Annotated in this window: 12 protein-coding genes; 7 read left to right on the top strand and 5 right to left on the bottom strand. The window is 62.6% G+C overall.

Features of this window, described 5'->3' with window-relative positions:
* Positions 1–5: 5 nt before the first annotated feature.
* Positions 6–2,759: a bifunctional [glutamate--ammonia ligase]-adenylyl-L-tyrosine phosphorylase/[glutamate--ammonia-ligase] adenylyltransferase gene (glnE, locus tag VPH40_RS18615; RefSeq protein ID WP_442906660.1), complete on the bottom strand. Its 2,754-nt coding sequence runs from the start codon at positions 2,757–2,759 to the stop codon at positions 6–8.
* Between the two features lie 259 nt (positions 2,760–3,018).
* Between glnE and VPH40_RS18610 the strand changes: the two genes are divergently transcribed.
* The 3 genes from VPH40_RS18610 to tldD all read left to right on the top strand — a co-directional run bounded on the left by VPH40_RS18610 (position 3,019) and on the right by tldD (position 9,628).
* Positions 3,019–7,179 carry a YhdP family protein gene (locus VPH40_RS18610; protein WP_328574172.1) on the top strand — a complete coding sequence of 1,387 codons (4,161 nt, stop codon included), beginning with the start codon at positions 3,019–3,021 and terminating at the stop codon, positions 7,177–7,179.
* A gap of 30 nt (positions 7,180–7,209) precedes the next feature.
* The gene (locus VPH40_RS18605; RefSeq protein ID WP_285817117.1) at positions 7,210–8,010 is read left to right on the top strand and encodes a carbon-nitrogen hydrolase family protein; all 801 of its coding nucleotides are present in this window, start codon (positions 7,210–7,212) and stop codon (positions 8,008–8,010) included.
* A 157-nt stretch (positions 8,011–8,167) separates the two neighbouring features.
* Positions 8,168–9,628 (top strand): metalloprotease TldD, encoded by a 1,461-nt coding sequence (gene tldD, locus VPH40_RS18600; protein ID WP_289899860.1) that lies wholly within the window; start codon positions 8,168–8,170, stop codon positions 9,626–9,628.
* Positions 9,629–9,775: 147 nt separating this feature from the next.
* Here the strand turns inward: tldD and VPH40_RS18595 are convergent, their stop codons facing one another.
* A complete protein-coding gene (locus VPH40_RS18595) occupies positions 9,776–12,622 on the bottom strand; it encodes a TonB-dependent receptor (protein ID WP_328574171.1) in 2,847 nt (948 codons plus the stop codon).
* Positions 12,623–13,130: 508 nt separating this feature from the next.
* On the opposite strand from VPH40_RS18595, the gene aroG reads away from it, so the two are divergent.
* On the top strand, positions 13,131–14,195 hold the full coding sequence (gene aroG / locus VPH40_RS18590) for a 3-deoxy-7-phosphoheptulonate synthase AroG (protein ID WP_099665300.1): 1,065 nt from the start codon (positions 13,131–13,133) through the stop codon (positions 14,193–14,195).
* A 77-nt stretch (positions 14,196–14,272) separates the two neighbouring features.
* Here the strand turns inward: aroG and VPH40_RS18585 are convergent, their stop codons facing one another.
* The 3 genes from VPH40_RS18585 to VPH40_RS18575 form a co-directional block, all read right to left on the bottom strand.
* Positions 14,273–17,119: a TonB-dependent receptor gene (locus VPH40_RS18585; protein WP_305063219.1), complete on the bottom strand. Its 2,847-nt coding sequence runs from the start codon at positions 17,117–17,119 to the stop codon at positions 14,273–14,275.
* 357 nt (positions 17,120–17,476) lie between these two features.
* Entirely contained in the window at positions 17,477–20,146 is a 2,670-nt protein-coding gene (locus tag VPH40_RS18580; protein WP_099665298.1) for a TonB-dependent receptor, read from the bottom strand.
* 172 nt (positions 20,147–20,318) lie between these two features.
* The gene (locus VPH40_RS18575; protein WP_328574170.1) at positions 20,319–20,786 is read right to left on the bottom strand and encodes a hypothetical protein; all 468 of its coding nucleotides are present in this window, start codon (positions 20,784–20,786) and stop codon (positions 20,319–20,321) included.
* A gap of 380 nt (positions 20,787–21,166) precedes the next feature.
* On the opposite strand from VPH40_RS18575, the gene VPH40_RS18570 reads away from it, so the two are divergent.
* Genes VPH40_RS18570 through VPH40_RS18560 form a run of 3 tightly spaced genes read left to right on the top strand, consistent with a single transcriptional unit; the run spans position 21,167 to position 25,097 of the window.
* The gene (locus VPH40_RS18570) at positions 21,167–23,005 is read left to right on the top strand and encodes an ABC transporter substrate-binding protein (RefSeq protein ID WP_328574169.1); all 1,839 of its coding nucleotides are present in this window, start codon (positions 21,167–21,169) and stop codon (positions 23,003–23,005) included.
* A 28-nt stretch (positions 23,006–23,033) separates the two neighbouring features.
* Positions 23,034–23,972 carry an ABC transporter permease gene (locus VPH40_RS18565; protein ID WP_034782513.1) on the top strand — a complete coding sequence of 313 codons (939 nt, stop codon included), beginning with the start codon at positions 23,034–23,036 and terminating at the stop codon, positions 23,970–23,972.
* Positions 23,973–23,981: 9 nt separating this feature from the next.
* Entirely contained in the window at positions 23,982–25,097 is a 1,116-nt protein-coding gene (locus VPH40_RS18560; protein ID WP_305054329.1) for an ABC transporter permease, read from the top strand.
* Positions 25,098–25,106 lie beyond the last annotated feature (9 nt).

The following is a 25,106-nucleotide window of genomic DNA, read 5'->3' as shown; positions in this document are numbered from 1 at the left end:
CGGCCTCAGGCGGTGGCGCCGAAGATGGCTTGCCACAGGCGCATGACGTTGTCCGCATGCACGCGCACTCTTTCCGGTTCCACGCGGGCCAGGTCCTGTCCTTGCAGGCGCAGCTGGTGCTGCAGCTTGCGCAGCGCGCGGTAGGCGTCGGCTACCAGGGCGGCCAGCTGGGCGTCGATCAACCCCAGTTCGCCGCACAGGCGCAGCAGGGCGATATTGCCCGAGTTGGCCGTCAGCTGCGGGTACTGCGCCGCATGCTGGAGCACCAGGTATTGCACCATGAACTCGATGTCGATCATGCCGCCCGGATCTTGTTTCAAATCAAAGTTGCCGGGGCGGGATGGGTGGGCGTCCAGCATCTTCTTGCGCATGGCCACCACTTCGCCCTTGAGGGGGCCGTTTTCCGGCCTTTCCTTGCGCAGGATCGTGTCGCGGATGCGCTCGAAGTGCTTGCCGATGCCGACATCGCCGGCGCAGAAGCGCGCGCGCGTCAGCGCCTGGTGTTCCCACACCCAGGCCGCGCTGCCCTGGTAGCGCTCGAACGCTTGCACGCTGGAAACCAGCATGCCCGAGGCGCCGTCGGGACGCAGGGCGATGTCGATATCGAACAAAATGCCGGCCGAGGTGTGCGAGGTCATCCAGGTAATGAAGCGCTGCGCCAGCTTGGCGTACAGGCCGGGCGCTTCCTGGTCGTCGTCGTCGAACAGGAAGATGACGTCGAGGTCCGAGACATAGCCCAGCTCCTTGCCGCCCAGCTTGCCGTACGCGATGACGGCGAATTTCGGCACCTCGCGGTGGCGCGTAGGCAAGGTTTGCCAGACGGCTTGCACGGTGGCGGCGACGATGATGTCGGCCAGCTGGGACAGGTAATCGGCCAGCTTTTCCACGCTCAGGTCGCCTGCCAGGTCTTGCGCCAGGCACTGGAACAGCTGCGCGTGGTGTGTTTCGCGCAGGATATCCATCTGCCGCTCCGTGTCGCCGGGCGCGTCGTCGAGCTGGCGTTGCAAGTCCAGCGCCAGCGCGGCCGGGTCAGGCACCGTATTGCGGATGCGCTCGTCCAGCAGCTCGTCGAGCAGGATCGGGTGCTGCGTGAGGAAGGTGGCGGCCCAGCCGCTGGCGCACACCATGCGCACGACGCGCTCGAGCGTATGCGGGTATTCCGTCAGCAGCGACAGATAGGCCGAGCGGCGCGCGATCGCCTCCAGGAAATCGAGCAGGCGGCCCAGGGTGGCCAGCTGGCTGGCGTTGCCGTTGGACACGGAGCAATCGGTGATCAGGGGCAGGGCGGAATTGACGAGGGCCACCAAACGCGTGCGGCTCGCCTCGGGCAAGGATTGCAAACGGGGCGCCTGCCACGTGGCCAGCAGGCGGCGCGCGCAGGCGGCCGGTTCATGGAAGCCGAGGGCGGCGAAGCGCGCCTCGATGGCTTCCTGCTGATCCGAGGCGGCGCAGTCGTTCGACGTTTGCGGGTCGATGCCCGTGTCGGCCGGCGGCGTGCCGCTGCTCTTGTCGCTGAACATTTCGTCAAATTGACCGGCAACAAACACGCGGTGCGCTTCCAGCTGGGCCAGCAGGGTGGGCGTGTCGGGTAAACCCATCATCTGCGCCACGGTCAGGCGGTCGGCCTCGTTCGCGGGCAAGGTATGGGTTTGCGCATCGTCAAGATACTGCAGCCGGTGTTCCAGGTTGCGCAGGAAAGTGTAGGAACCCAGCAATTGTTCCACGATGGCCGGCTCCAATAGCCCCTTGTCCGCCACCGTGCGCAGGGTGGCGCGCGTGGAACGTTCGCGCAGCTCGGCGTCGCGCCCACCCCGTATCAATTGAAACACTTGCGCGAGGAACTCGATTTCGCGGATGCCGCCACGGCCCAGCTTGACGTTATTGCTGCGGTCCGGGTGCAGCCGCTCCTGGCGGTTGACCTCGGCGCGGATCTGGCCGTGCATGGTGCGGATGGCATCGATGACGCCGAAATCGAGGTAGCGGCGGAAGACGAAGGGGCGCACGATGGCGTCGAGCGCGGCGATGTCTTCCGGCTTGCCCGTCACGGCGCGCGCCTTGACCCAGGCGTAGCGCTCCCATTCGCGCCCTTGCACGATCAGGTACTGTTCCACCATGCCCAGGCTGGCGGCCAGCGGGCCGGAATTGCCGTTCGGACGCAGGGCCATATCTACACGGAAAGTAAAACCGTCTTGCGTGATCTCCGCCAGGGCGGCGATCAGTTTCTTGCCCATGCGAATGAAAAACTCGTGGTTGGACAGGCTGCGCTGGCCCGGCAAGGTGACTTGCGTATCGCCATCTTCCGGGTAGACAAAGATCAGGTCGATGTCCGACGAGACGTTCAGCTCGCCGCCGCCCTGCTTGCCCATCGCCAGCACCATCAAGGCTTGTTCCTCGCCCGATTCCTCGCCGACGGGCATGCCGTGCAGGGCCACCATCTCGGCCATGATGGCGTCCACATGCGTGCGGATGGCGAAATCGGCAAAACCCGTCATGGCGGTCACGACTTCGTTCAAGTCGGCCTGGCCGCCAAGATCGCGCGCGATCAGGCCGCAGACGAGCAGGTTGCGCAGGCGGCGCATGGCCCGTTCGGGCGGCAGCGGCGGCGTGGCGGCGTTCGCCTGGGCGGCCAGCTCGGCGGCAAAGTCGAGCCCGTCCAGCGGCGCGCGCACCAGTTGCGCCACCTGCGCGGCGCGCTCGGGGGCGGCGTCCAGCCAGCGCTGGTAGAAACGGGAGGCGGAAATCAAAGGCTGTGTGCTCATGGTATCGGTAAGGGTCTCGTGGATGCTGCGTGCATGTTCTTGTTTAACTTGGCTGCGAACGGCGGGGGATGCGGTAAAATTGTGCCGCTGGCCGTATACCGCCGGTAGTGCGTGCTCTTCCGGACGATGGTAAGGGAGGCTTTGCTCAGACGCAAGCGCAAGGATGCAGGCGCGCACCACGAATGCAGACGATTTTTGCCATTATTTGACGCCGGGCCAGTTTATTAGCTTATTGATGCAAAAACCGCCAGAAGCAAGCGTGACAGAACATGTGCCATTGGCCCTGCGCTGGCAGAGGCTGCGTGCCGCCTATCGCATGGCCAACCTGGCCACCCACCATGTATTGGGTTTTACCATCAAACTGGTGCTGCTGGCGTATTTCGCCTTCGCCGTGCTGTTTTTATTCCTGCGCTACGCCATCTTGCCGAATATCGACTATTACAAAGGCGATATCGAGCGGGCGGCCAGCCGCGCGCTGGGCAACCCTGTCAGTATCGCGCGCATTTATGCTTCCTGGCATGGTGTGCGGCCGAACCTCTTCCTCGGCGACGTGACCCTGCGCGACCAGGCGGGGCGCCAGGCGCTGAGCCTGCCGAGCATTTCGGCGACTGTGTCATGGTGGAGCGTGCTCGGTTCCGTGCGCTTCACTACCCTGGAAATCACGCGGCCCGACCTGGACGTGCGGCGCAGCATGGATGGCAAGCTGTATGTGGCCGGCGTGCTCGTCGACAGCAGCCAGGGCAGCGACGGCAAGGGCGCCGACTGGCTGCTGTCGCAGCATGACATCATCATTCGCGACGGCAAGGTGCGCTGGACGGACGAAGCGCGCGGCACGCCGGAGCTGGCTTTAACCCAGGTCAACTTGCTGCTGCGCAACCGCTGGCGCAGCCACCGGCTGGGCTTGCAGGCCACGCCGCCCGCCAGCCTGGCCGCACCCATCGATGTGCGCGCTCACTTCACGCATCCGCCTTTCAGCACGCGCATCTCGGATGTGTCGATGTGGAAGGGCGAGCTGTATGCGGACCTGAAAAACGCCGACTTGGCCGCCTGGCGCCGCTACCTCGATTACCCGTTCGAGCTGAGCCAGGGCAAGGGGGCCTTGCGCGCCTGGTTGAGCCTGGATCACGCGCGCCTGGCCGGCTTCACGGCCGACGTGGGCTTGACGGATGTGCAGGCGCAGCTGGGCGAGCATATCGCCCCGCTCGACTTGCTGTCGGTCAGCGGGCGCATTTCGGCAAAAGAAGAGCTGTCGGCGCAGGTGCCGGACGGCAAGCCCACCTTTGGCGCGAATGGCCATCAGGTGGAGTTGACGAATTTCGCGGTAGAAACACGCGACGGCCTCAGCCTGCCACCCACGACCCTGTCCGAACGTTTCATTGCCGCCACCAAGCGCAAGCCGGCGCGCACGGAAATCACGGCCAAGTCGCTCGATTTGCAAACCCTGGCCGCGCTGGCCGACAAGCTGCCGCTGGGCGAGCAGCAGCGCCAGCGCCTCGACGCCCTGGCGCCGCGCGGGCGTTTGCAGGATTTCTCGGCACAATGGGAAGGCGAGATGGCGACACCGGCCAGCTACCGGCTGCGCGGCAAGCTCATCGACCTGGGCCTGAATGCGCAGCCAGCGCGCCTGGCCGTGGCGAAGACGGCCAGCAGCCCCGCGCAGGCAGCCGCACCGGCCATTCCCGGCTTCGACAAACTCAGCGGCACCATCGACGCCAACGACAAGGGCGGCAGCATCGCTATCGATGCGCAAGACCTGGTACTGCAGTTTCCATCGTATCTGAGCGAACCGGCCATGCCGTTCGAACAATTCGTCATGCAGGCGCGCTGGACGTTTGAAGCGGAGAATATGCTGCAAGTCGAGCTGGACAAGCTCGACTTCAATCAGCAAGGCTTGCGCGTCGCCTTGCAAGGCACGCACCGCATGCCGCTCGACGGCAAGAACCTGGGCCAGGTCGACTTGACGGGCACGATAGACAATTTCCAGATCAACACCATCGGCCGTTACCTGCCGCTGCAAACGCCCGAACACCTGCGCCACTGGCTGACGGGGGCGCTGGAAGGCGGCGTGGCGCGCGACGTCAGCCTGCGCCTGCGCGGCGAACTCGAGCATTTCCCCTTCAAGGCCGACACGCCCGCCCAGCGCAATCGGGGCGATTTCCGCGTGGCCGGCAAGCTCGAGAATGGCACCCTGAACTACGCGCCCGGCGAATTTGCGGAAAGCGGCCCGCTGGCCGGCAAGGCGCCCCTTTGGCCGCAGGCGGACAAGATCAAGGGCAGTTTCGTGTTTGAACGGGCGCGCATGGAAATCCGCGGCGACACGGCCACCACGGGCGGCGTGGCCTTGACGAATGTCAAAGCCGTGATCCCCGACCTGACCGTGTTCGACACCTTGCTCGACATTGAAGGCAACGCGGCCGGCCCCATGCAGGAATTCCTCAAGTACGTGACGGCCAGCCCCGTGCTGGGCTGGATCGAGCATTTCACGGATGAAACGACGGCGACGGGCAACGCCAGGCTGGCCCTCAAATTGCACTTGCCGATCGAGCGCATGCTCGAATCGACCGTGCAGGGCAGCTTGCAGCTGGCGGGCAACGACGTGGTGCTGTTCCACGACATGCCGCCCGTATTGGGTACGCAGGGCAAGATCGAATTCAACGAAAAGGGCGTCAACCTGAACGGCTTGAACGGCAGCCTGCTGGGCGGGCCGCTGGCCATCTCGGGCGGCACGCAGGCGGACAGTTCCATCCAGGTCAAGATTGCCGGCAACATGACCATCGACGGCTTGCGCAAGACGTATCCGGCGCCCGTGCTGCAGCGCCTGGCGAAACATTTGAACGGCGGCGCGCGCTACAGCGGCTTGATCACGGCGCGCGACCACCAGGTGGTGGTCAATGTCGAATCGCCGCTGACGGGCCTGGGCCTGGATTTCCCCGCCCCCCTGAAAAAGCCGGCCGGCGACAGCCTGCCCGTGAAATTCACCTTGACGGGCAATGCGGCCAACGGCGCGGGCCTGCGCACGGACGATATCCGCATCGCGCTGGGATCCGGCATTGCCGCGCGTTACCAGCGCCAGAAGCAGGGCAAGGACGCCTGGCGCCTGGTGCGCGGCGGCATCGGCGTGAACGTGCCGGCGCCGGAACCGGACAGCGGCATGATGTTCAACGTCAACATGAAAACCCTGGACGTGGACAGCTGGATCGCCGCCGGCAGCGAGATCGCCGGCAGCGGCTCGGCATCCGCCGACAGCGGCGCCGCCGACGATGCCCCCGATATCGCGCAATACGTGGTGCCGGACATGATGGCCGCCCGTGCCAGCGAACTGATGCTGGGCGAGCGCAAGCTGGAAAACGTGGTCGTGGGCGCCACGCACCAGAAGGATGTGTGGCAAGCTAATATTGATGCAAAACAAGTGTCAGGCTATGTGACCTGGCTGGAAACGCCGTCCGGCCTGGGCAAGATGACGGCGCGCCTGTCGTCGCTGATCATTCCGGAGTCGGCCGCCAACGATGTGAAGAATTTGCTGGAGGGAAAGAACGGCGCCCAGTCGATTCCTTCGCTCGATATCGTCGCCGAGCAATTTGAACTGTTCAACAAGAAGATCGGCCGGCTGGAGTTGCAGGCCTATAACACCATGGCGGCGGGCGGGCGCGAGTGGCGCGTGGGCAAGCTGCAACTGTCGAATCCCGATGGCGCCCTGAGCGGCAATGGCAAATGGGTCATCAAGGATGGGCAAAGCACGACCAGCCTGCGTTTCGGCCTCGATATCGTCGATGCGGGCAAGTTGCTCGACCGCTTCGGCTTTGCCGACACGGTGCGCCGCGGCAAGGGCCGCCTGAGCGGCGACATCGCCTGGAACGGCTTGCCGTATTCGCTCGACATCCCCACCTTGTCGGGGCAGATCGAGATGAACGTGGAATCGGGCCAGTTCCTCAAGCAGGATCCGGGCGCGGCCAAGCTGTTGGGCGTGCTCAGCCTGCAAGCCTTGCCCCGCTTGCTGAAACTCGATTTCCACGACGTGTTTTCCGAAGGCCTGGCCTTCGACGGCATCACGGCCAACGCCAGCATCAAGCGCGGCGTGGTGAGCACCGATAACCTCAAGATGCATGGCGTGGCGGCAACCGTGCTGATGGATGGCACGGCCGATATCGCCAATGAAACGACGAATTTGCACGTGGTGGTGATTCCGGAATTCAACCTGGGTACGGGGCCGCTCGTGTACGCGCTGGCCGTCAACCCCGTCATCGGCCTGGGTAGTTTCCTGGCGCAATTGTTCCTGCGCGCGCCCGTGATGAAGGCGCTCACTTACCATATGCAGATCGCCGGGCCGTGGAAAGCGCCCGTCGTGACCAAGCTCGATGGTGGTAAATTGGACCCTGTCGCCGTGCCTGCCGCCGCAGCGGCGGAGGCCGTGGCGAAATAGGCGCGGCGTTCGAATGGAGAAGAGGTGGCAATGATGCATACAGTCGCAGCAGTACAAATGATTTCCTCACCTTCCGTGGAAGACAACCTGGCCACGGCGCGCCGCCTGGTGGCGCAGGCCGCCGCCGGTGGCGCGCAGCTGGTGGTGTTGCCCGAGTACTGGGCCATCATGGGCAAGCAGGAAACGGACAAGCTGGCCCATGCGGAACAGCCCGGCAGCGGCCCCATCCAGGATGGCATGGCGCAGATGGCGCGCCAGCACGGCATCTGGCTGATCGGCGGCACCTTGCCCCTGATTTCCGGCGAGGAGGGCAAGGTCCTCAACACCACGCTGGTGTATGACCCGCAAGGCGAACCGGCCGGCCGCTACGACAAGATCCACCTGTTCGGTTTTACGCGCGGCGCCGAGTCGTACAATGAATCGCGCACCATCGTGCCGGGCGCGCAGGTGCGTTCGATCGAGACCCCGTTCGGCCGGGTCGGCCTGTCCATCTGCTATGACTTGCGCTTTCCCGAACTGTACCGCGCCATGGGCGATTGCGCGCTGATCGTCGTGCCGGCCGCGTTTACCCATACGACGGGCAGCGCCCACTGGGAAGTGCTGCTGCGCGCGCGCGCCATCGAAAACCAGTGCTATGTGCTGGCCTCGGCGCAGGGCGGCTTGCATCCGAACGGCCGCCGCACGTGGGGCCACAGCATGCTGATCGACCCGTGGGGCGAAGTGAAAGCCGTGTTGCCCGAAGGCGAGGGCGTGGTGAGCGGCGAGATCGACCTGGTGTTTTTGGCCGGCGTGCGCGAATCCTTGCCAGCCCTGGCGCACCGCACTATGTGAGGGTACCTGACATAAGCTACTGCGCGTCGCGCTTTGCGGCCTGCGATGCTCACCGTGCTCAAGCACGGCTGCGCTTCTCGGCCACAAATCACTGCCGCTCGCTACGCTTCTGTCAGGTACTGAGAATGAGTTGAATATAATTAGCGAGTGCAAAGTTATGAAGCCATTTGAACCCAATCTGTCCAGCCTGGCCGTGGCGCGCGAGATCCTGCTCACGCCGTTCGGCCTGGACGAAGACAAGCTGTTGAAAGCCCTGGGCACGATGTTTACGCACAAGGTCGACTATGCCGACCTGTATTTCCAGTCGACCAAGAGCGAAGGCTGGAGCTTGGAAGAGGGCATCGTCAAGACGGGGAGTTTTTCCATCGACCAAGGCGTGGGCGTGCGCGCCGTGTCCGGCGACAAGACGGCGTTTGCGTATTCCGACGACATTTCCGAGCGTGCCCTGCTGGAAGCGGCTGCGGCCACGCGCACGATTGCGCGCGCCGGCGCCGGCAGGATCAAGATCGCGGGCCAGATGCAGCCGCAGGGCGGACGGTCCTTGTACCTGCCCAACGATCCGCTCGCCTCGCTGGATGCCACGGCCAAGGTGCAATTGCTCGAACGCGTGGAAAAGATGGCGCGGGCGAAAGATCCCAGGGTCGTGCAAGTGATGGCGGGCCTGGCCGGCGAATATGACGTGGTGCTGGTGTTGCGCAGCGACGGCGTGCTGGCAGCCGACATCCGCCCGTTGGTGCGCGTCTCGCTGACGGTGATCGCGGAACAGAATGGCCGCCGCGAAACGGGCTCGGCAGGTGGCGGCGGGCGTTACAGCTATGACTATTTCAGTGATGCCGTGCTGGAACAATACGCGGCGGACGCCGTCAATTCGGCCCTGGTGAACCTGGAAGCGCGCCCGGCGCCCGCCGGCCCCATGACCATCGTGCTGGGCCCGGGCTGGCCCGGCATCCTGTTGCACGAAGCCATCGGCCATGGCCTGGAAGGCGATTTCAACCGCAAGGGTTCGTCCGCGTTTTCCGGGTGCATCGGCGAGCGCGTGGCCGCCAAGGGCGTCACCGTGGTCGACGACGGCACCCTGGCTGGCCGGCGCGGCTCGTTGAATATCGATGACGAGGGCAACCCCACGCAGTGCACGACCCTGATCGAGGATGGCATCCTGAAGGGTTACATCCAGGACACCATGAATGCGCGCCTGATGAAGATGCCCGTGACGGGCAATGCGCGCCGCGAATCGTTCGCCCACCTGCCCATGCCGCGCATGACGAATACGTACATGCTGGGCGGCGACAAGGACCCGGGCGAGATCCTCGCCTCCGTCAAAAACGGCTTATATGCCGTCAACTTCGGCGGCGGCCAGGTCGACATCACGAATGGCAAGTTCGTCTTTTCGGCCAGCGAAGCGTACATGATTGAAAATGGCAAACTCAGCTACCCGGTGAAGGGGGCGACCCTGATCGGCAATGGCCCGGACGTGCTCAACCGCGTCTCCATGATCGGCAACGACATGCGCCTGGACTCGGGCGTGGGCGTGTGCGGCAAGGAAGGGCAGAGCGTGCCCGTGGGCGTGGGGCAGCCGACCTTGCGCCTGGACGGCATTACCGTCGGCGGCACGGCTTAGATCGCCATTTCAGGAACCTACTGCGCAGCCCACTCTTGAGTTTGCGTTGCTCGCTGTACCTGAAGTACAGCTGCGCTACTCAACCCAATATTGGGCTTGCTCGCTACGGTTCCTGAAACGCCTGATACGTTGAAAATATGACGAAATTCAGAACTTGTACTTCACCCCCGCACTGATGAAGCGTCCCGCCGCGCCCGCGTAGTCGAGCGGGTTGTAGCCCGTGGCGCCATACGTGAGCGGATCGAGCGGGGCGATCTTGTCGAACAGGTTTTGTATTGTCGCAAACACTTCCAGCTTGGGCGTGGCCAGCCAGCGGGCCGTCAGGTCCACCGTGGTGAACGAGGCGATGCGGCAGCCGCGCGGCGCGTCCGTGCCGTCGGCGAAGTGCGTGGCGCAGCCGTCGGGGTCGTTCTTGAACAGCACATTGTCGAGGTGGGCGCGGTAGTTGACGTTGGCCGTGACGCGCCAGTTCTGGCGTTCCCAGGTGGCGCCCAGGTTGACGCGGTCAGCCGGCGTGCCCATGCAGTTGGATACGTCGCAATTGCCATGCGTGCCGGCAAAATCGCGCTGCGTGCCGTCCTGTTCCGTGCGCAGCCATTTGTACAGATGCGTCCACTTCAGGTCGAAGGTCAGGTTGCCATAGTCGCTGCCCAGGCTGAAGCGCTGGCGCGCGTCGATATCGATGCCGCGCACCGTCGTTTGCGCCGAATTCACATAATTGGCCAGCACGGCCGTGATGGCGCCCGGATCGCCGGCGATGCCGGTGGCCGTCGACGGGTCGCGCGCCACATGGCCTTCGGCGATGGCCGTGTCCGTTTGCTCCTGGTTGATTTCATTCTTGCGGCGGATTTGCCACAGGTCGACGGAAATGCTGGTGCGCGGCAACGGGTCCCACACGGCGCCCACGGAATAGCTGCGCGAACGTTCGGGCGACAGCTTCGGATTGGGGGAGGTGATGACGGCGATGGAAGCCGGATCGCAGGCCGCTTCCACGCCCAGTGCGCAGCGCAGCGGATCGCTGGCGGTGGAGAACGCGGCCAGGCCGCCGACGCCGTTTTCCGCCGCGCTGGGGGCGCGGAAGCCCTTGGCGAAGGTGCCGCGCAGTGCCAGTTCGCGCACGGGCGTCCATTTCACGCCCACTTTCGGCGTATAGGAGTTGCCCACGTCGGTGAAATGGTCGGCGCGCAGGGCACCCGACAGTTCCACGCTCTTCAGCACGGGCGCCAGCACCTCGGCATAGATGGCCGACGCGTTGCGGCTGCCCTTGTAGGCGGAATAGCCGAGACCAATGATATTGCCCCGTTCCGTGCCCGTGGTGGGCTTGAGTTCCGTCGATTCGTGGCGGAATTCCGCGCCTACGGCCACGCCCAGGCCGCCGCCGTCGAGCTTGGCCACCTCGCGGCTGGCCTTGAAGTCGATCTGTGCGATATGCGTCTTGGCGTCGTTCGAGATGCGCGGCGACAGGGCCGCGTACAGCTCGCACGAATTGAGGCTCGCGTTTTCCGCGATGCGCCACAGGCTGCCGGCCGGCAGGGCCGCATACGCGGGGTTCAGGCTGGCCCGCTCCACATTGGTGGCGCTCGGGTTGAGCAGGGCGAAGGCGACGTCGCGCTGCAGGTAGCCGTCCAGGTCGTTCGACACCTTGTTCTGCGAGTACAGCAGGGCGCTGTCGATATCCCAGCCCGCCACGCTGCCCTTGATGCCGGCGACAAAGCGCATGAAGGTGGATGTGACTTCCGACAGGCGCGGCCCCACGTCGGCCGCCAGGTAGCGCAGCCGCGCCGCCGTGCCGAAATACGGATTGTCCGGGTGGGCGGCGCCCAGCGACACGCCCGCATTGCTGACGGGGCCGCCCGGATAGCCGACCGAGCCGCTGACCGTCGAGGGCGTGGTGGCCGAGTGCGATTCGCTGTGATACAGATTCAGCTCGGCATACGTTTGCAGCTCCGGCGTCAGTTGCCAGGCGCCGCGGCCGAAGAAATTGATGTTCTTTTGCTTGGGCTGGATCTGGCCATATTGCTGCGCGGCATCGGTCAGGCAGCCGCCGCCCGGATCGCCCTGCGGGTGAGTCGTGAAATTGCCGCAGGCGGCGCCGGGGAAGGTGCGCGTAAAGCCCGCGCCAGCGAGGTTGCCGCGGTTGTAGTAGTCGAGCGTGTCGGGATTGCGCACATTGCCGTTGACGGCGCTGCCGGCCGCATTGTTGGTGGTGATGGCGCCCGCTCCGCTGAGGGTTTCCTGCGCGCTGAAGCCCAGGTCGCGCAAGTCGCTGCGCCCGACGGCGCCCCGACCGGCCCGGTCGCGGTTCCAGATGGCGGCCTTTTCGCTGTACTCGAGGTTCAGCAACACGTTGTAGCGGTCCGTGTCGATGTCGCCGAAGCCGTGCGTGATGGCGGCGCGCGCGTCGCGCCCGTCCCACTCCTTCGTCTTGCCGTAATTGCCCTTGATGGCCGTGCCCTGGTAGTCGCGCCGCAGGATCACGTTGACGACGCCGGCGATGGCGTCCGAACCATAGATGGCCGAGGCGCCATCCTTGAGGATTTCCACCCGTTCCACGGCTTCCAGGGGAATGATGTTCAGGTCGGCAAACACCTTCTGCCCGTCGTCGGCCAGGCCATATGGCGCGACGCGGCGGCCATTCAGCAGCACCAAGGTCGAGGCCGTACCCAGGCCCCGTAGCGACACGCCGGAGGCGCCGGCGGCAAAGCCGTTGCCGAAGGTGGTGGGGACGGAGCCCTGGTTGTCGACGGCCAGGGTCTGCAGCAGTTCGGCCACGCTGGACTTGCCCGATTTTTCAATGTCGGCCGCGCTCAGGGTTTGCACGGCCGACGCCGTTTCCGCCTGCGCGCGGCGGATGTTCGAGCCGGTGATTTCCACGCGCGCAATCGGCGCGGCGTCCTGCGCCAGGACGGGTAGGCTCAGCAGTGCACTGGCCAGTGCCAGGCCCAGTCTGGGTGGTGAAAAGGCAGCGGAATGCAAGGATGGTGTAGGGATCATGCGGTTCTCCGGAAAGGTCAGGCAGTCAAAGGTCGTCGATACGTCCTTGAGTTTTGTCCGTGCGGCGACGCCGGGACTAGACCTGGATCAAGGAGTGCCCCGCTTGTCGTCGATAGAATGGCTGGCGTGGCGTGGTTGCCACGACGGGCACAACGGTGGCGCCGGGGATGCAGAGTCGCGGCGAGATTCACAGCGCGCAACTTTTTATGCTTTTTTGCGGGTTATGCAGTGTAAAACGGCAGCGGCATGCGGCTTTGCCGACAAATATGCTTGCCAACCCTTGCAATTTAGGTTTATAGTCGTTCATCACTTACGGATGACTCGCATGTTCGCTCGCCACTTTTTTACCGCTTATTTTTACTTTAGCAATTCCAACCCAAAGGCGGTGGAGTAGCGGTCGGTTCACGTAGCAGCAAAACGAGATCCCAGCAAATTCTAAAAAACCGCCACCGATGGCGGTTTTTTTTTACCCAGATGTTTTACCCTTCCTTAAATTTTGGAGAAAATGATGCCCCGCACCGATGATTTGCGCATTCGCGAAATGAAGGAACTGACCCCGCCGTCCCACCTGATCCGCGAATTTGCCTGCTCGGAGCAAGCCGAACAGACTGCCGCCAGCGCCCGCATTGCCCTGCACCGTATCCTGCATGGCCAGGACGACCGCCTGATGGTGGTGATCGGGCCTTGCTCCATCCACGACACCAAGGCGGCGATGGAATATGCGCGCCTGCTGGTCAAGGAACGCGCGCGTTTCGCGGGCGAACTGGAAATCGTCATGCGCGTCTACTTCGAGAAGCCGCGCACCACGGTGGGCTGGAAGGGCCTGATCAACGACCCGTACATGGACAACAGCTTCCGCATCAACGACGGCTTGCGCATGGCGCGCGAACTGTTGCGCGATATCAATGAGCTGGGCTTGCCGGCCGGCACGGAGTTCCTCGACGTGATCAGCCCGCAATACATCGCCGACCTGATCAGCTGGGGCGCCATCGGCGCGCGCACGACGGAGTCGCAGGTGCACCGTGAGCTGGCGTCGGGACTGTCCTGTCCGGTCGGCTTCAAGAATGGCACGGACGGCAATGTGAAAATCGCCGTGGAAGCCATCAAGGCCGCCTCGCAGCCGCACCATTTCCTGTCCGTCACGAAAGGCGGCCACTCGGCCATCGTCTCGACCAACGGCAACGAGGATTGCCACATCATCTTGCGCGGCGGAAAAACCCCGAACTATGACGCGGCCAGCGTGGACGAGGCGTGCAAGGCGATCGCCGCGCAAGGCCTGGCGGCGCGCCTGATGATCGACGCCTCGCATGCGAACAGCTCGAAAAAACCGGAAAACCAGATTCCCGTGTGTGCCGATATCGCCAGCCAGGTGGCCGGCGGCGATGGCCGCATCGTCGGCGTGATGGTGGAATCGCACTTGGTGGCGGGCCGCCAGGATTTGATTCCGGGCAAGGAACTGATCTATGGCCAGTCCGTCACGGATGGCTGCATCGACTGGAGCGCCAGCGTGGCCGTGCTGGAAAACCTGGCGGCGGCCGTCAGGCAGCGCCGCCTGCAGGGCGACGCGGAATAAGGTGGCGCGCAGCATGAAAAAAAGCCCGGAAAGCTAAGCTTTCCGGGCTTTTTCAGTTTTCAGCCGATGCAATCAGCTTAGAACTTGTAGGAACCGCTCAGGTAGAACTGGCGGCCCAGGGCGCTCGAGTACGATGGGTTGTAGCCAATTTGATGCGAACCCGTGTTGCGCAGGGTGAACGGCGGATTGCGGTCGAACAGGTTCAGGATGCCGCCCGTGATTTCCACGTTCTTCATAGGACGGTAAGCCGTCTGGAAGTCGAAGGTGGTGTAGCTCGGCACTTCCAGCTGGATGCCATAGCATTCGCCAGGGCTGCCGGCGACGATCACGGCGCAATCGTCGACCGTCTGTTCCTTGTCCGTGTAGCCATTGCGGTAGCTGGCGCTCAGCGTATGCGTGAACTTGGCCGTCTCATACGAGGTGGTGGCGCGGATGATGTTGCGGAAGCTGACCTTGTCGTTCGAACCGTAGCGATTCAGGCTGGTTTCCCACTGATCATCGGTGCCCGGCGTCGTGTAGCGCGAACGCAGCAGGTAGGTACCCATCAGGCGGCTCGTCAGACGGCCGTCCAGCAACTTCATCTTGTGGGTGAAGTCGTAGTCGATACCGCGGTTTTCCACCTTGCCGATGTTAATCGGCAGCAGCTTGATGGCCAGCACGTCGAGGCCTGTCGAGGTGATGTGCTTGGTGGTGAACAGGTTGGCATACTTGGCTGGATTGTTGAAGATCAAGCCTTCGGAGACGGCCGTGACCTGGTCGCGGATTTCCACGTTCCACAGGTCGAACGACATCGACAGGCTGTCGATCGGCTCGAACACGGTACCGATGCTCCATTGCTTCGACGTTTCCGGCTTCAGTTCAGGATTGCCGCCCTGGAAGGCTTCGAATTGCTGGCGTCCAACGCCACTGCAATAGCTGGCCAGCGGGTGACCGCCCATGCCGTTTGCCGCCGTCAATGGGCATTGGTAGTTACCGCCCGTGACGCCCCAGTCTTCCAGCGGTCCGGCGATTTCCTGCATGCTGGCGGCGCGGAAGCCGGTGCCGGCAGCGGCGCGGAACATCAGGCTCTTGGTCGCGGAATACTTGCCGCTGATTTTCCAGGTGGTGGCGTTTTCTTTCTTGCCTACCGTCTTGCCCGTCAGCTTGTCGTCGATGGCGCCGATCTGGTCATAACGCACCGAACCGGTTACTTCCAGTTTTTTCGAAATCGGCAGCATCAGCTCGGCATAGGCGCCAGCGTTGTCGCGTGCGTATTCGCTGTCGACTTGCGCATTGTCAAACAGGATTTGCGCCTGCTTGGCGACATCCGCCTGTTGCATCTTGAACGAGGTGTTGCGGTAGTCGGCGCCCACGCCCAGCATGGCGGTGCCGCCCGGCAGCGAGAACACAGGGCGCGAAGCGCGGCCGTCGACGCCCTTCATTTCCACGGTTTGCGTGTTGTAGGTGCCGCTGAAGCCAGTACCGAGCAGGGCTTGACGCATGGTGTCCGGCATGGCGCCCACGGGGTAGGCGAACGGGTCGATAGTGCCGGCGTCGAGCAGGGCGTTGAACTTGTCGGACAGCGGGAAGCCGCTGACGTAGTCCTGCGTCTGCTTGTTTTTCGAGTACGTCACGGCCGTGTTGATATCCCAGCCGAATGCACTGCCTTCCACGCCACCGACGAGGTGGGTTGCCTTGTTGCCGTAGTCGTACACGCGGTTACCCATTTCGGACAGGCGGTACTTGGCGACGCCGCTCACGGCATTGGCCAGCTGCGACGGGCTCAACTGCGAGGCAATGTATTTGCTGAACAGGGGCGAATTCGGGGAAATGGAGAAATCGGCCGGGTACGGCGCGATGCTGGCCTTGATGCTCGCTTCGGTGTAGGCGAAGTCGTAGAAACCTTGCCAGCCGGTCTTGCCCAGCTTGACGGTACCCGAACTGAACAGCGAGTCGCGCTTCGATTCGGGATTGATTTCAATGGTCGACGGCGAGTCGAAATAGCAGTTGCCATCGCCGTAGAAGTCCATATTGCCAGGCGCGCACTTGCCGCCATGGGCCAGTGCATACGGATTGGCCAGGTTGACGGTATCGACGAACGGTTTGTTGGTTTCCGGGTTGATCACCACATTGCCGTTTGCATCGGTACGGTTGTAGGTGGCTGCGGCATTGGCTGCCGACGAACGCGAGGAACCGTTGATGAATTGCAGCGCCTTGCCGGTCTTCGGATCGTTGAAATTGATGATGCCGCTTTTCGCGAAGCTGCGCTGCGATGCTTTCAGCGATTTTTGTTCGTCATGGCTGGCCGACACGAAGATGCTGTAGCCGTCTTCGTCGATATCGCCGAAGCCCTTGCTGATTGAAATCGAATTGCTGGCGCCGCCTTTTTCTTCAGGGCGCGAGTACTTGGCGTTGATTTCCAGCGGCGATGTGCCTTTTTTCAGGATGAAGTTGACCACGCCGGCGATGGCGTCGGCGCCATACAGGGCCGAGGCGCCGTCCGTCAGCACTTCCACGCGCTCGATGGCCGACAGGGGGATCGAATTCAGGTCGATGGTGGTGCCGGAATTCGATGGCGCCAAGCGGCGGCCGTTCAGCAGCACCAGCGTGTAGGCTGCGCCGATATCGTGGATTGAGGCCGTGGTGACGCCACCGCCGCCGCCGCCCACCGAATCGGCGGCCACGGAGAAGCCCTGCATTGCAGGAATTTGCTGGATGAAATCGGTAACCGTGGTAACGCCGGTTTTCTTGATGTCTTTCTGGTTGAACGACTGCACCGGCAGCGACGCTTCGGAAGCGATGCGCTTGATGCTCGAACCCGTGACTTCCACGCGTTGCATGGTGCCATCTGTTGTTTCTTGCGCATACGCGGCGTGCATGCTCAGGGCCATGCCGCCTGCAAACATCAGGCGCAGCGACCGCGATATTACATTTTCTATCATCATCTGAAATTCCTTGTTATTGTGATAAAGATGGCATTTATTTTGAAATAACATGTTGCTTGCTGACAATTTATTTGCTTATTTCAAAATTGACCAACGAAAATTCTGTAAATTTTCTTGGGCCTCATCAAAACATTCACGATTCAGATTGTCAATTTCGTGCGGACTTTTTGGACGAAATGCAACATTTTCCTGTTTTTTTTATAATCCTTCAGCAATAAAATATCGTGAACCCTTGTCAGACTTGCTCAGATGCGTAAAATAAAACGGCGCACATCATCGCTGATGGCGCCGTCTTTGGTTCCGCTGGCAAATGCCTGCCAGCGCTGCCCGTCTGATCTCGTTTCCCGCAATTCCCCCTTAAAACGTATAGCTGCCGCGCAAGTACCAGGCGCGCCCGATCGGGTCCGTGTAGCGCGGGTCATAGCCTTTCTGGAACAAGGTGCCCTGGTTCGAGAACGGTGGTTCCTTGTCGAACAGGTTTTTCACGCCGGCCGTCAGCAGCAAGCCTTTCCATGCATAGCTGCCCGACACGTTCAGCAGGCTGTAGGACGGCACATCGTGGCGGTACTGCGGATCCACCTGGTTCTGATCCGTGTAGCCGGACTTGAACGATTGCGACACGGTGGCGCCCCAGTTGCCCATGCGCCAGTTCAGCGCCGCCGTATGCTTCCAGCGGAAGACGGGATTGTTGTCCGCGTAGCGGCCCACGTTGGCGATGAATTCGCCGCCGCGCTCGTTCTGGTAGTCATACTTGTGGGTCCAGGTGCCGTCGACCGACACGCTGAAATCGCCATACGCGCCGCGTCCCAGGCGCGCATTCAGGCTGACGTCGATGCCGTCGGTCTTCACTTCACCGAGGTTGTCGTTCAGGTCGAGGATGGCGTAGGGCGAACCGTCGGGATTGCGCAGGAACAAGGCCTTGTATTTTTCATAGTTGCCGTAGATCGATTGTTCGGGCAGGGACGAAATCTTGTCCTTCAAATGGATGTTCCAGTAATCGACGGCGACGGTGACTTCCTTGATGGGTTCGAGCACCAGGCCAAAGGCGAAGGTGGTGGATTTTTCCGGTTTCAGCTTTTCATTTCCGCCTTGCAGCTTGAATTGCTGCAAGTCGCAATCGCGCAAGGGATTGGCGCCCGGTTGCGGTACGCCTCCGGGGCACAGGATCGGGTCGTCGTAGGAATCGTTGGTATCGTTCTTCGACGGCGGCGCATTCTTTTCAAACAGCGTGGGCGCGCGGAAACCCGTGCTGGCCGAGCCGCGCAGCACCAGCGCGCTGCTGGCTTGGTAGCGCAGGGCCAGCTTCGGATTGGTGGTGCTGCCCACGTCGCTGTAATGGTCGAAGCGGGCGGCCAGCTGCACTTCCAGGTCCTTGATCAGCGGCAAGTTAACTTCGCCGAAGACGGCCTGGATCGTGCGTGAACCGCTCTTCGACAGCGAGCCGGACAGGCCTGAACTGGTGGCCTGGCCGGCGATGTCGCGGTTCACGTTGAAGTCGGCCTTTTCGCGCCGTACTTCGCCGCCGAGCGCGATCGCCAGCGGGCCGCCGGCCAGTTGCATCAGGTCGCGGCTGCCCTTGAGGTCGAAGCCCGTGGTGGTGACCTTGGCGTTCTGCACTTCGCCGCGCAGGGCGGTGCTGTCCAGATAAGTCTTGCCGGCCGCATCCTGCACGCCAAACGGGTTCAGGATGCCATTGAGCACGCCGGCGGCGAACGAGGCATCCTGCACATAGCCACCCGTAAATTTCTCCGACGATTTGCTGATCGCGTGGCTCAGCCCCGTCTTGTAATCCCAGCCCGCCAGTTCGCCTTCGAGAGCCAGCACCAGGCGGTCCGCCTTGCCGTCCGAATCGATCTGCCGCTGGCCCGCTTCCACGGGGCGCCAGTTGACGCTCAGCGGCTGGCCCGACAAGCCCGGCTGCGCCGGCACGCCGCCCGCCTTGCCCGGATAATATTTGCTGCTAATTGGCAAGATCAAGCCCGTTTGCGGCGGCGGCGCCGTGCGTGCTTTCACCTTGTTTTCCGAATGCAGATATTCCACCGTGGCCAGGTGGCCGCCACCGAGCTTGAAGGCGCCCTTGCCGAAGAAGGCCACTTGCTCCTGCGCGGGCAGATCGTCGATCTGGCGCGTGTAATCCTGGCGGCAAGTGCCGTTGGCGGCCGCCACCGACAGCGGCGGCAGACAGCCGCTGGCCGCGTACGGATTGCCGGCCAGGCCCTTGCCGCCGTTGGCCGCCGCATCGAAGTAGTTGCCGGGAAAGGTGGTGCCGCTGGTGAGCGACAGGCCCCGCTCGGGAATGATGCCGGTCTTGGAAAAATCGCGGTCCTGCGACGTGAGCACATTTTGCTTGTGGTAGTCGACCACGCCGAAAATATTGTAGCCGTCCGTGTCGAGCTTGCCGAAACCCGTCGACAGGTTGATGCGGTGCTCGCCGCCGCCCTTGTGTTCAGGCGCGACGACCTCGGCGGTGATATTCGTGACGTTGACGGAGCGCTTCGTGATGAAGTTGATGACGCCGCCGATGGCGTCCGTGCCGTAGATGGCCGAGGCGCCGTCGCGCAGCACTTCGACCCGTTCCAGGGCGGCGATGGGAATGATGTTCAGGTCGACGCTGGCGCCGTCATACGGATGGTTGGCGATGCGCCGGCCGTTGAGCAGGACCAGGGTCTTGTCGCCGCCCAGGCCGCGCAAGTCGGCACTGGCCTGGCCGCCCGTGGGCAAGCCGCTGGTATTGCCGCCGACGGCATTGCCGCTGCCCATGCTCGATGCATTCGAGGGGATCTTGCTGAGCACTTCCTGGGCCGTCGTCAAGCCCTGTTTGGCAAAATCCTCGGCCTTGAAGATGGACAAGGGCGTCGCCGTTTCCGAGACGAGGCGCTTGATGGAGGAACCGGTGACTTCGACGCGTTGCATGCTGCTGGTATCGCTGACTTCTTGCGCCAGCACCTGCTGGCTGAGCAGGCCTGCGGCAAGGCCGCTGGCGCAGATCAAACGGATGGAACGGGACAAGCGTGTTTCTCTGATCATGTTCAAGACTCCTGGAAAAGCGGTTGGCTAGAAGGGCAAGAACGGCCGCGCTGGTTGGCGCACCGAGAACATTGAAAAGTATTTATATCTTTTCAAGAGATTCACTGTAATGAGCTGCAAAAGTCCTTGTCAACGTGGCAAACAGGTTTGTGTGCCTAAACAACGCAGTGCATCAGAGGTACTGATTTAGAACAAAGAAGGTGCATTTTGTGCCGCATTTTTGACGAGGCTGCGATCCCCCCTCGTGCGCAAAATAAAAAAACGCTCGCTGCAGTGCAACGGGCGTTGGTGTGGATGGCATGGCGATAGTGACTTGTGCCTGCCGGATGTTCAGGCTGTGCGTGGCAGCCTGAGCGGACGCTTGGAATAACTTGTCGCTGGCGCCCAGTTTCGGCGTGGTCGACGAGAAACGGTCGTATTTGTCGTCACGCAAGGCGCCGGACAATTCCACCGTCTTGATCACGGGCGCCAGCACTTCCAGGAACACGGCCGACACCTTGCTGTCGCCCTTGGCGGCTACATAGCTGGAATGGATGGCGCCGTCTTCCGTGCCCGACAACGATGGATTGTCGAGCTTGTCGCGGCGGTGTTCCGCGCCCACGGCCAGGCCCAGGGCGCCGACTTGTTTTAATATTTGCAATTATTTTAATGTTGCACCGCGCCGTATATTTTCCGTACTGCCATAAAAACTGTCGTCATTCGGGGCCGTAACGGTTACTGCCAAGTCGTTTTTTCATGGTGGCGACCGGTCTTTGTTGCGCTGCGGAAGATTTCCCCTGCACGGCAGGCAGCCGTGGCTGCCCGTCACGCCAGCACTGCGGCTTTTTGCCCGGGGAACAAAATATGCGTTATCGTTACGCCTTTTTCCAGCGCGCCTGCATGCGGACGGGGCTGGCGATGAACAAGGCATAGATCTTGCGAGGATGGACTGGTTTTGGCGGTGGAATCCTGTATCCCAGGGGGAAGCCAGTACAAGCGCACCAATACGGTGCGACAGATAATCGAGATGAAGGGTATTACATGAAGTCACCATGGATGCGGCGCGTGGCGCTGCTCGCCTGCCTGGCCACCCTGCCGCTGGCGGCCGTTGCCGCCGATGCTCCCAGCGCCGCGGCCGCGCCGGTCAAAACCTTGCGCTATATCTTGCCGGCCGCCGAGACGGGCTTCGATCCGGCCACCGCGCGCGACCTGTATTCGAACCACATCACGCAGGCCGTCTTCGACACCCTGTACACCTATGATTATCTGGCGCGCCCCGTCAAGGTGGTGCCCGGCGCGGCCGCCGCCATGCCGGAAGTGTCCGCCGACGGCAAGACCTACACCATCCGCCTGAAAAAAGGCATCCTGTTCACGCCCGATGCGGCGTTTGGCGGCAAGCGCCGCGAACTGACGATGGCCGATTACGTGTATTCGTGGAAACGATTGTTCGACCCGCGCCTCGCTTCGCCGCACAGCTGGCTGTTCGAAGGCAAGGTAGTGGGGCTGGACGACCTGGCCAAGGAAGCGGCCAAGGCGAACAAGCTGGACTTCAACAAGAAGGTGGCCGGCCTGGAAATTCTCGATCCGTACACCTTGCGCATCACGCTGACCAAGACGGATTTCAACTTCCCCATGATCCTCGCCTACGTGCCGACGGCCGCCGTGGCGCGCGAAGTGGTGGAAAAATACGGCGACGTGAAGGGCGAAGTGGGCTCGAATCCCGTCGGCACCGGCTACTACACGCTCGGTGAATGGACGCGCGGCAACCGCATCGTCCTGAACCGCAACCCGCAGCACTTGCCGGAAACGTGGAATTTCATGGCCGGCGACGATCCGGACGACCAGCGCATCGTGCGCCAGATGCAGGGCAAGCGCATTCCCGCCATCGACCGCATCGAAATTTCCGTGATGATCGAAGACCAGTCGCGCTGGCTGTCCTTCCAGAGCGGCGGCACGGACGTGTTCTGGCTCGACGGCCCGCTGGCGCCGAAAGCATTGCTGAACGGCAAGCTGCGTCCCGAACTGGCGGAGAAGGGCGTGCAACTGTCGCGCTTGCTGGACCCGGAGATCAGCTATTACTACTGGAACATGGAAGACCCCACCCTCGGCGGCTTCAGCAAGGAAAAGATCGCGCTGCGCCGTGCCATTGCCATGGCGCACAATATCGATGAAGAAATCCGCATCATCTGGAATGGCCAGGCCAAGCGTCTCGACTATCCGATCCCGCCGGGCGTCGTCGGCTACGATCCGCACTACAAGAGCCTGCTGCAATACGATCCCGTGCTGGCCAATAAATTGCTGGATAAATTCGGCTACAAGAAGGGCGCCGATGGCTGGCGCACCTTACCGGACGGCAAGCCGCTCCTGATCCGCTACGCTTCGCGCAACGAAGCCAATGGCGTGCTGCAGGCGGAAATGTGGCGCAAGACCTACAACTCGCTGGGCATCCGCATGGAAAACGACCGCATGATCTTTTCCGACATTTTGAAGACGGAAAAGCAGTGCAAGATGCAGACGCGCACGGCGCCATGGCTGGCCGACTATCCGGACGGCGACAACTTCATGCAGTTGTTCTACGGCCCGAACACGCACCAGAACAACAATGGCTGCTACCAGGACCCCGAGTACGATAAATGGTACGCCGCCAGCCAGGCCATGCCGGCCAGCCCCGAGCGCGACGAGCTGTTCCACAAGATGGCGCGCCGCCTGGAAGTCAATGCGGGCGCCTTGATCGGCTACGCGCGCTACCGCAACATGCTGGCGCAAAAGTCGGTGCAGGGCTACAAGAAGCACCCGATCCTGTTCCAGGAGTGGGCGTACATGGATATCGACAGCACGGGCACGCCAGTGGCGCCCGTTGCCGATTCCGCTAAAAAATAAGCGCGGCTTATAACAACAAGGAATCATTATGTTTGCTTATATCCTGCGCCGCTTGTGGCAGATGCTGCCTACCATGCTGGGCGTCGTCCTGCTGGTGTTTATCCTGTTCAACTGGGTGGGCGGCGACCCCGCCTACATCCTGGCCGGCAAGATGTCGAGTGCGGAAAGCATCGCCAACATCCGCCGCCAGCTGGGCGTCGACCAGCCGTACTACGTGCAACTGTGGATCTTCATCAAGCAGATCGTCACGTTTGACTTCGGCCAGAGCTGGGCGACGGGGGAATCCGTGTCGCACATCATCACGTCGCGCCTGGGGCCGTCGATGATGGTGCTGATCCCGCTGACCGTGCTGGAAACGTTTTTTGGCGTGGCGCTGGCGCTGGCCATCGCGTTTGTGCGCGGTTCGCTGACGGACCGCGCCGTCATGATCGCCTGCACGGTGGGCATGTCGATTTCCATCCTCGTCTACATCATCGTCTTCCAGTACGGCTTTGCCTACAAGCTGGGCCTGTTCCCCGTGCAAGGCTGGGGCGACAGCTTCTGGGAAAACCTGCTGCGCTATTCCACCTTGCCCATCCTGATCGGCCTGGCCGTGTCGATTGCGCCCACCCTGCGCCTGTTCCGCACCTTCGTGCTGGACGAGGCCAACCAGGATTACGTGCGCACGGCGCGCGCCAAGGGCTTGAAGGAAGGCCGCATCATGTGGGTGCACGTGCTGCGCAATGCCGGCATCCCCATCATTACCTATGTGATGTCGAACTTGCCGGCCCTGCTGATCGGCGCTTTCCTGCTCGAGCGCTTCTTCGGCATCCCCGGCATCGGGCGTGAAGTGATTTTGGCTGTCGAGCGCAGCGACTTTCCGGTGATCAAGGCGATCACCGTGTATGTCGCCGCCGCCACCATGCTCTTCAACCTGCTCACCGACCTGCTGTACCAGGCGGTCGATCCTCGCGTACAACTGAAGTAGAAAGAGACGATGTCGAAACCTCATACATCGCCCGGCCTGTGGGCCCTGGCGTGGCGCCGTTTGCGCGGCGACAAGATTGCAATGGTATCGCTGGCCGTGGTCGGCGCCTTTTTCCTGCTGGTACTGGCTTCCGCCAGCGGCCTGGTCGCTTCGAACTGGGAAGACGAAGTGGCCGTCAGCTACGCGCCGCCCACGTTTGTCGGTGCCGACAAGGATGTCGCCGCGGCCGGCGACGGGGCCATTCCCCTGGCCGACGAGCGCAGCTCACCCACACCCGTCAACGTGCTCGACCCGCTGGCCGATGATATCGCCGAACTGCGCGCCCAGATGGGCAGCAACCCATCGGCTGGCGTGGAAATGTACGGCGTCGCGGACCCGCTGGCCGACGACTTGACGGCCTTGCGCGCCGGCATGGGCAAGGCCAAGAAACTCGTCACGCACAAGGCGGCAACCTTGCCGTTCGGCGCCGACAAGTGGGGCCACGACATCCTGCAGAAAACCGTCAAGGGCGGCGAGACGTCGATCGTCGTGGGCCTGGTGGCCGCCTTGCTGGCCGTCGTGCTGGGCACCATCTTTGGCGCCGTGTCCGGCTACTTCGGCGGCATCGTCGATGACTTCTTCAACTGGTTCTACAGCATCTTCACGTCGATTCCTTCGATCCTGATGATCTTGACGGTGGCGGCGGTGCTGCAACAGAAGGGCGTGCTGACCATCGTGCTGATCCTGGGGTTGACGGGCTGGACGGGGCCGTACCGCTTGATCCGCGCCGAATACATCAAGCACAAGGCGCGCGAATACGTGATGGCGGCCGACGCCATCGGCGCCTCGCACTGGCGCAAGATGTTCTCGCACATCTTCCCCAACGTCAGCCACGTGGCGCTGGTGCAGATGTCCATCCTCGTGGTGGGCTTCATCAAGGCGGAAGTGATCCTGAGTTTCCTCGGCTTTGGCGTGCCGGTGGGCACCGTCTCGTGGGGCAGCATGCTCAACGAGGCACAAAATGAACTGATCCTGGGCAAATGGTGGCAGCTGACAGCCGCCGCCACGGCGATGGCCGTGCTGGTGACGGCGTTCTCGCTGTTTACCGATGCCTTGCGCGATGCGCTCGACCCCAAAGTGAAATAGGAGTTGCTC

The sequence above is a fragment of the Janthinobacterium sp. P210005 genome, assembly GCF_036231865.1.
GTDB classification, from domain to species: domain Bacteria; phylum Pseudomonadota; class Gammaproteobacteria; order Burkholderiales; family Burkholderiaceae_D; genus Janthinobacterium; species Janthinobacterium kumbetense.
The sequence above is the reverse complement of the archived record's forward strand: the minus strand, read 5'-3'. Positions and strand labels throughout refer to the sequence as shown.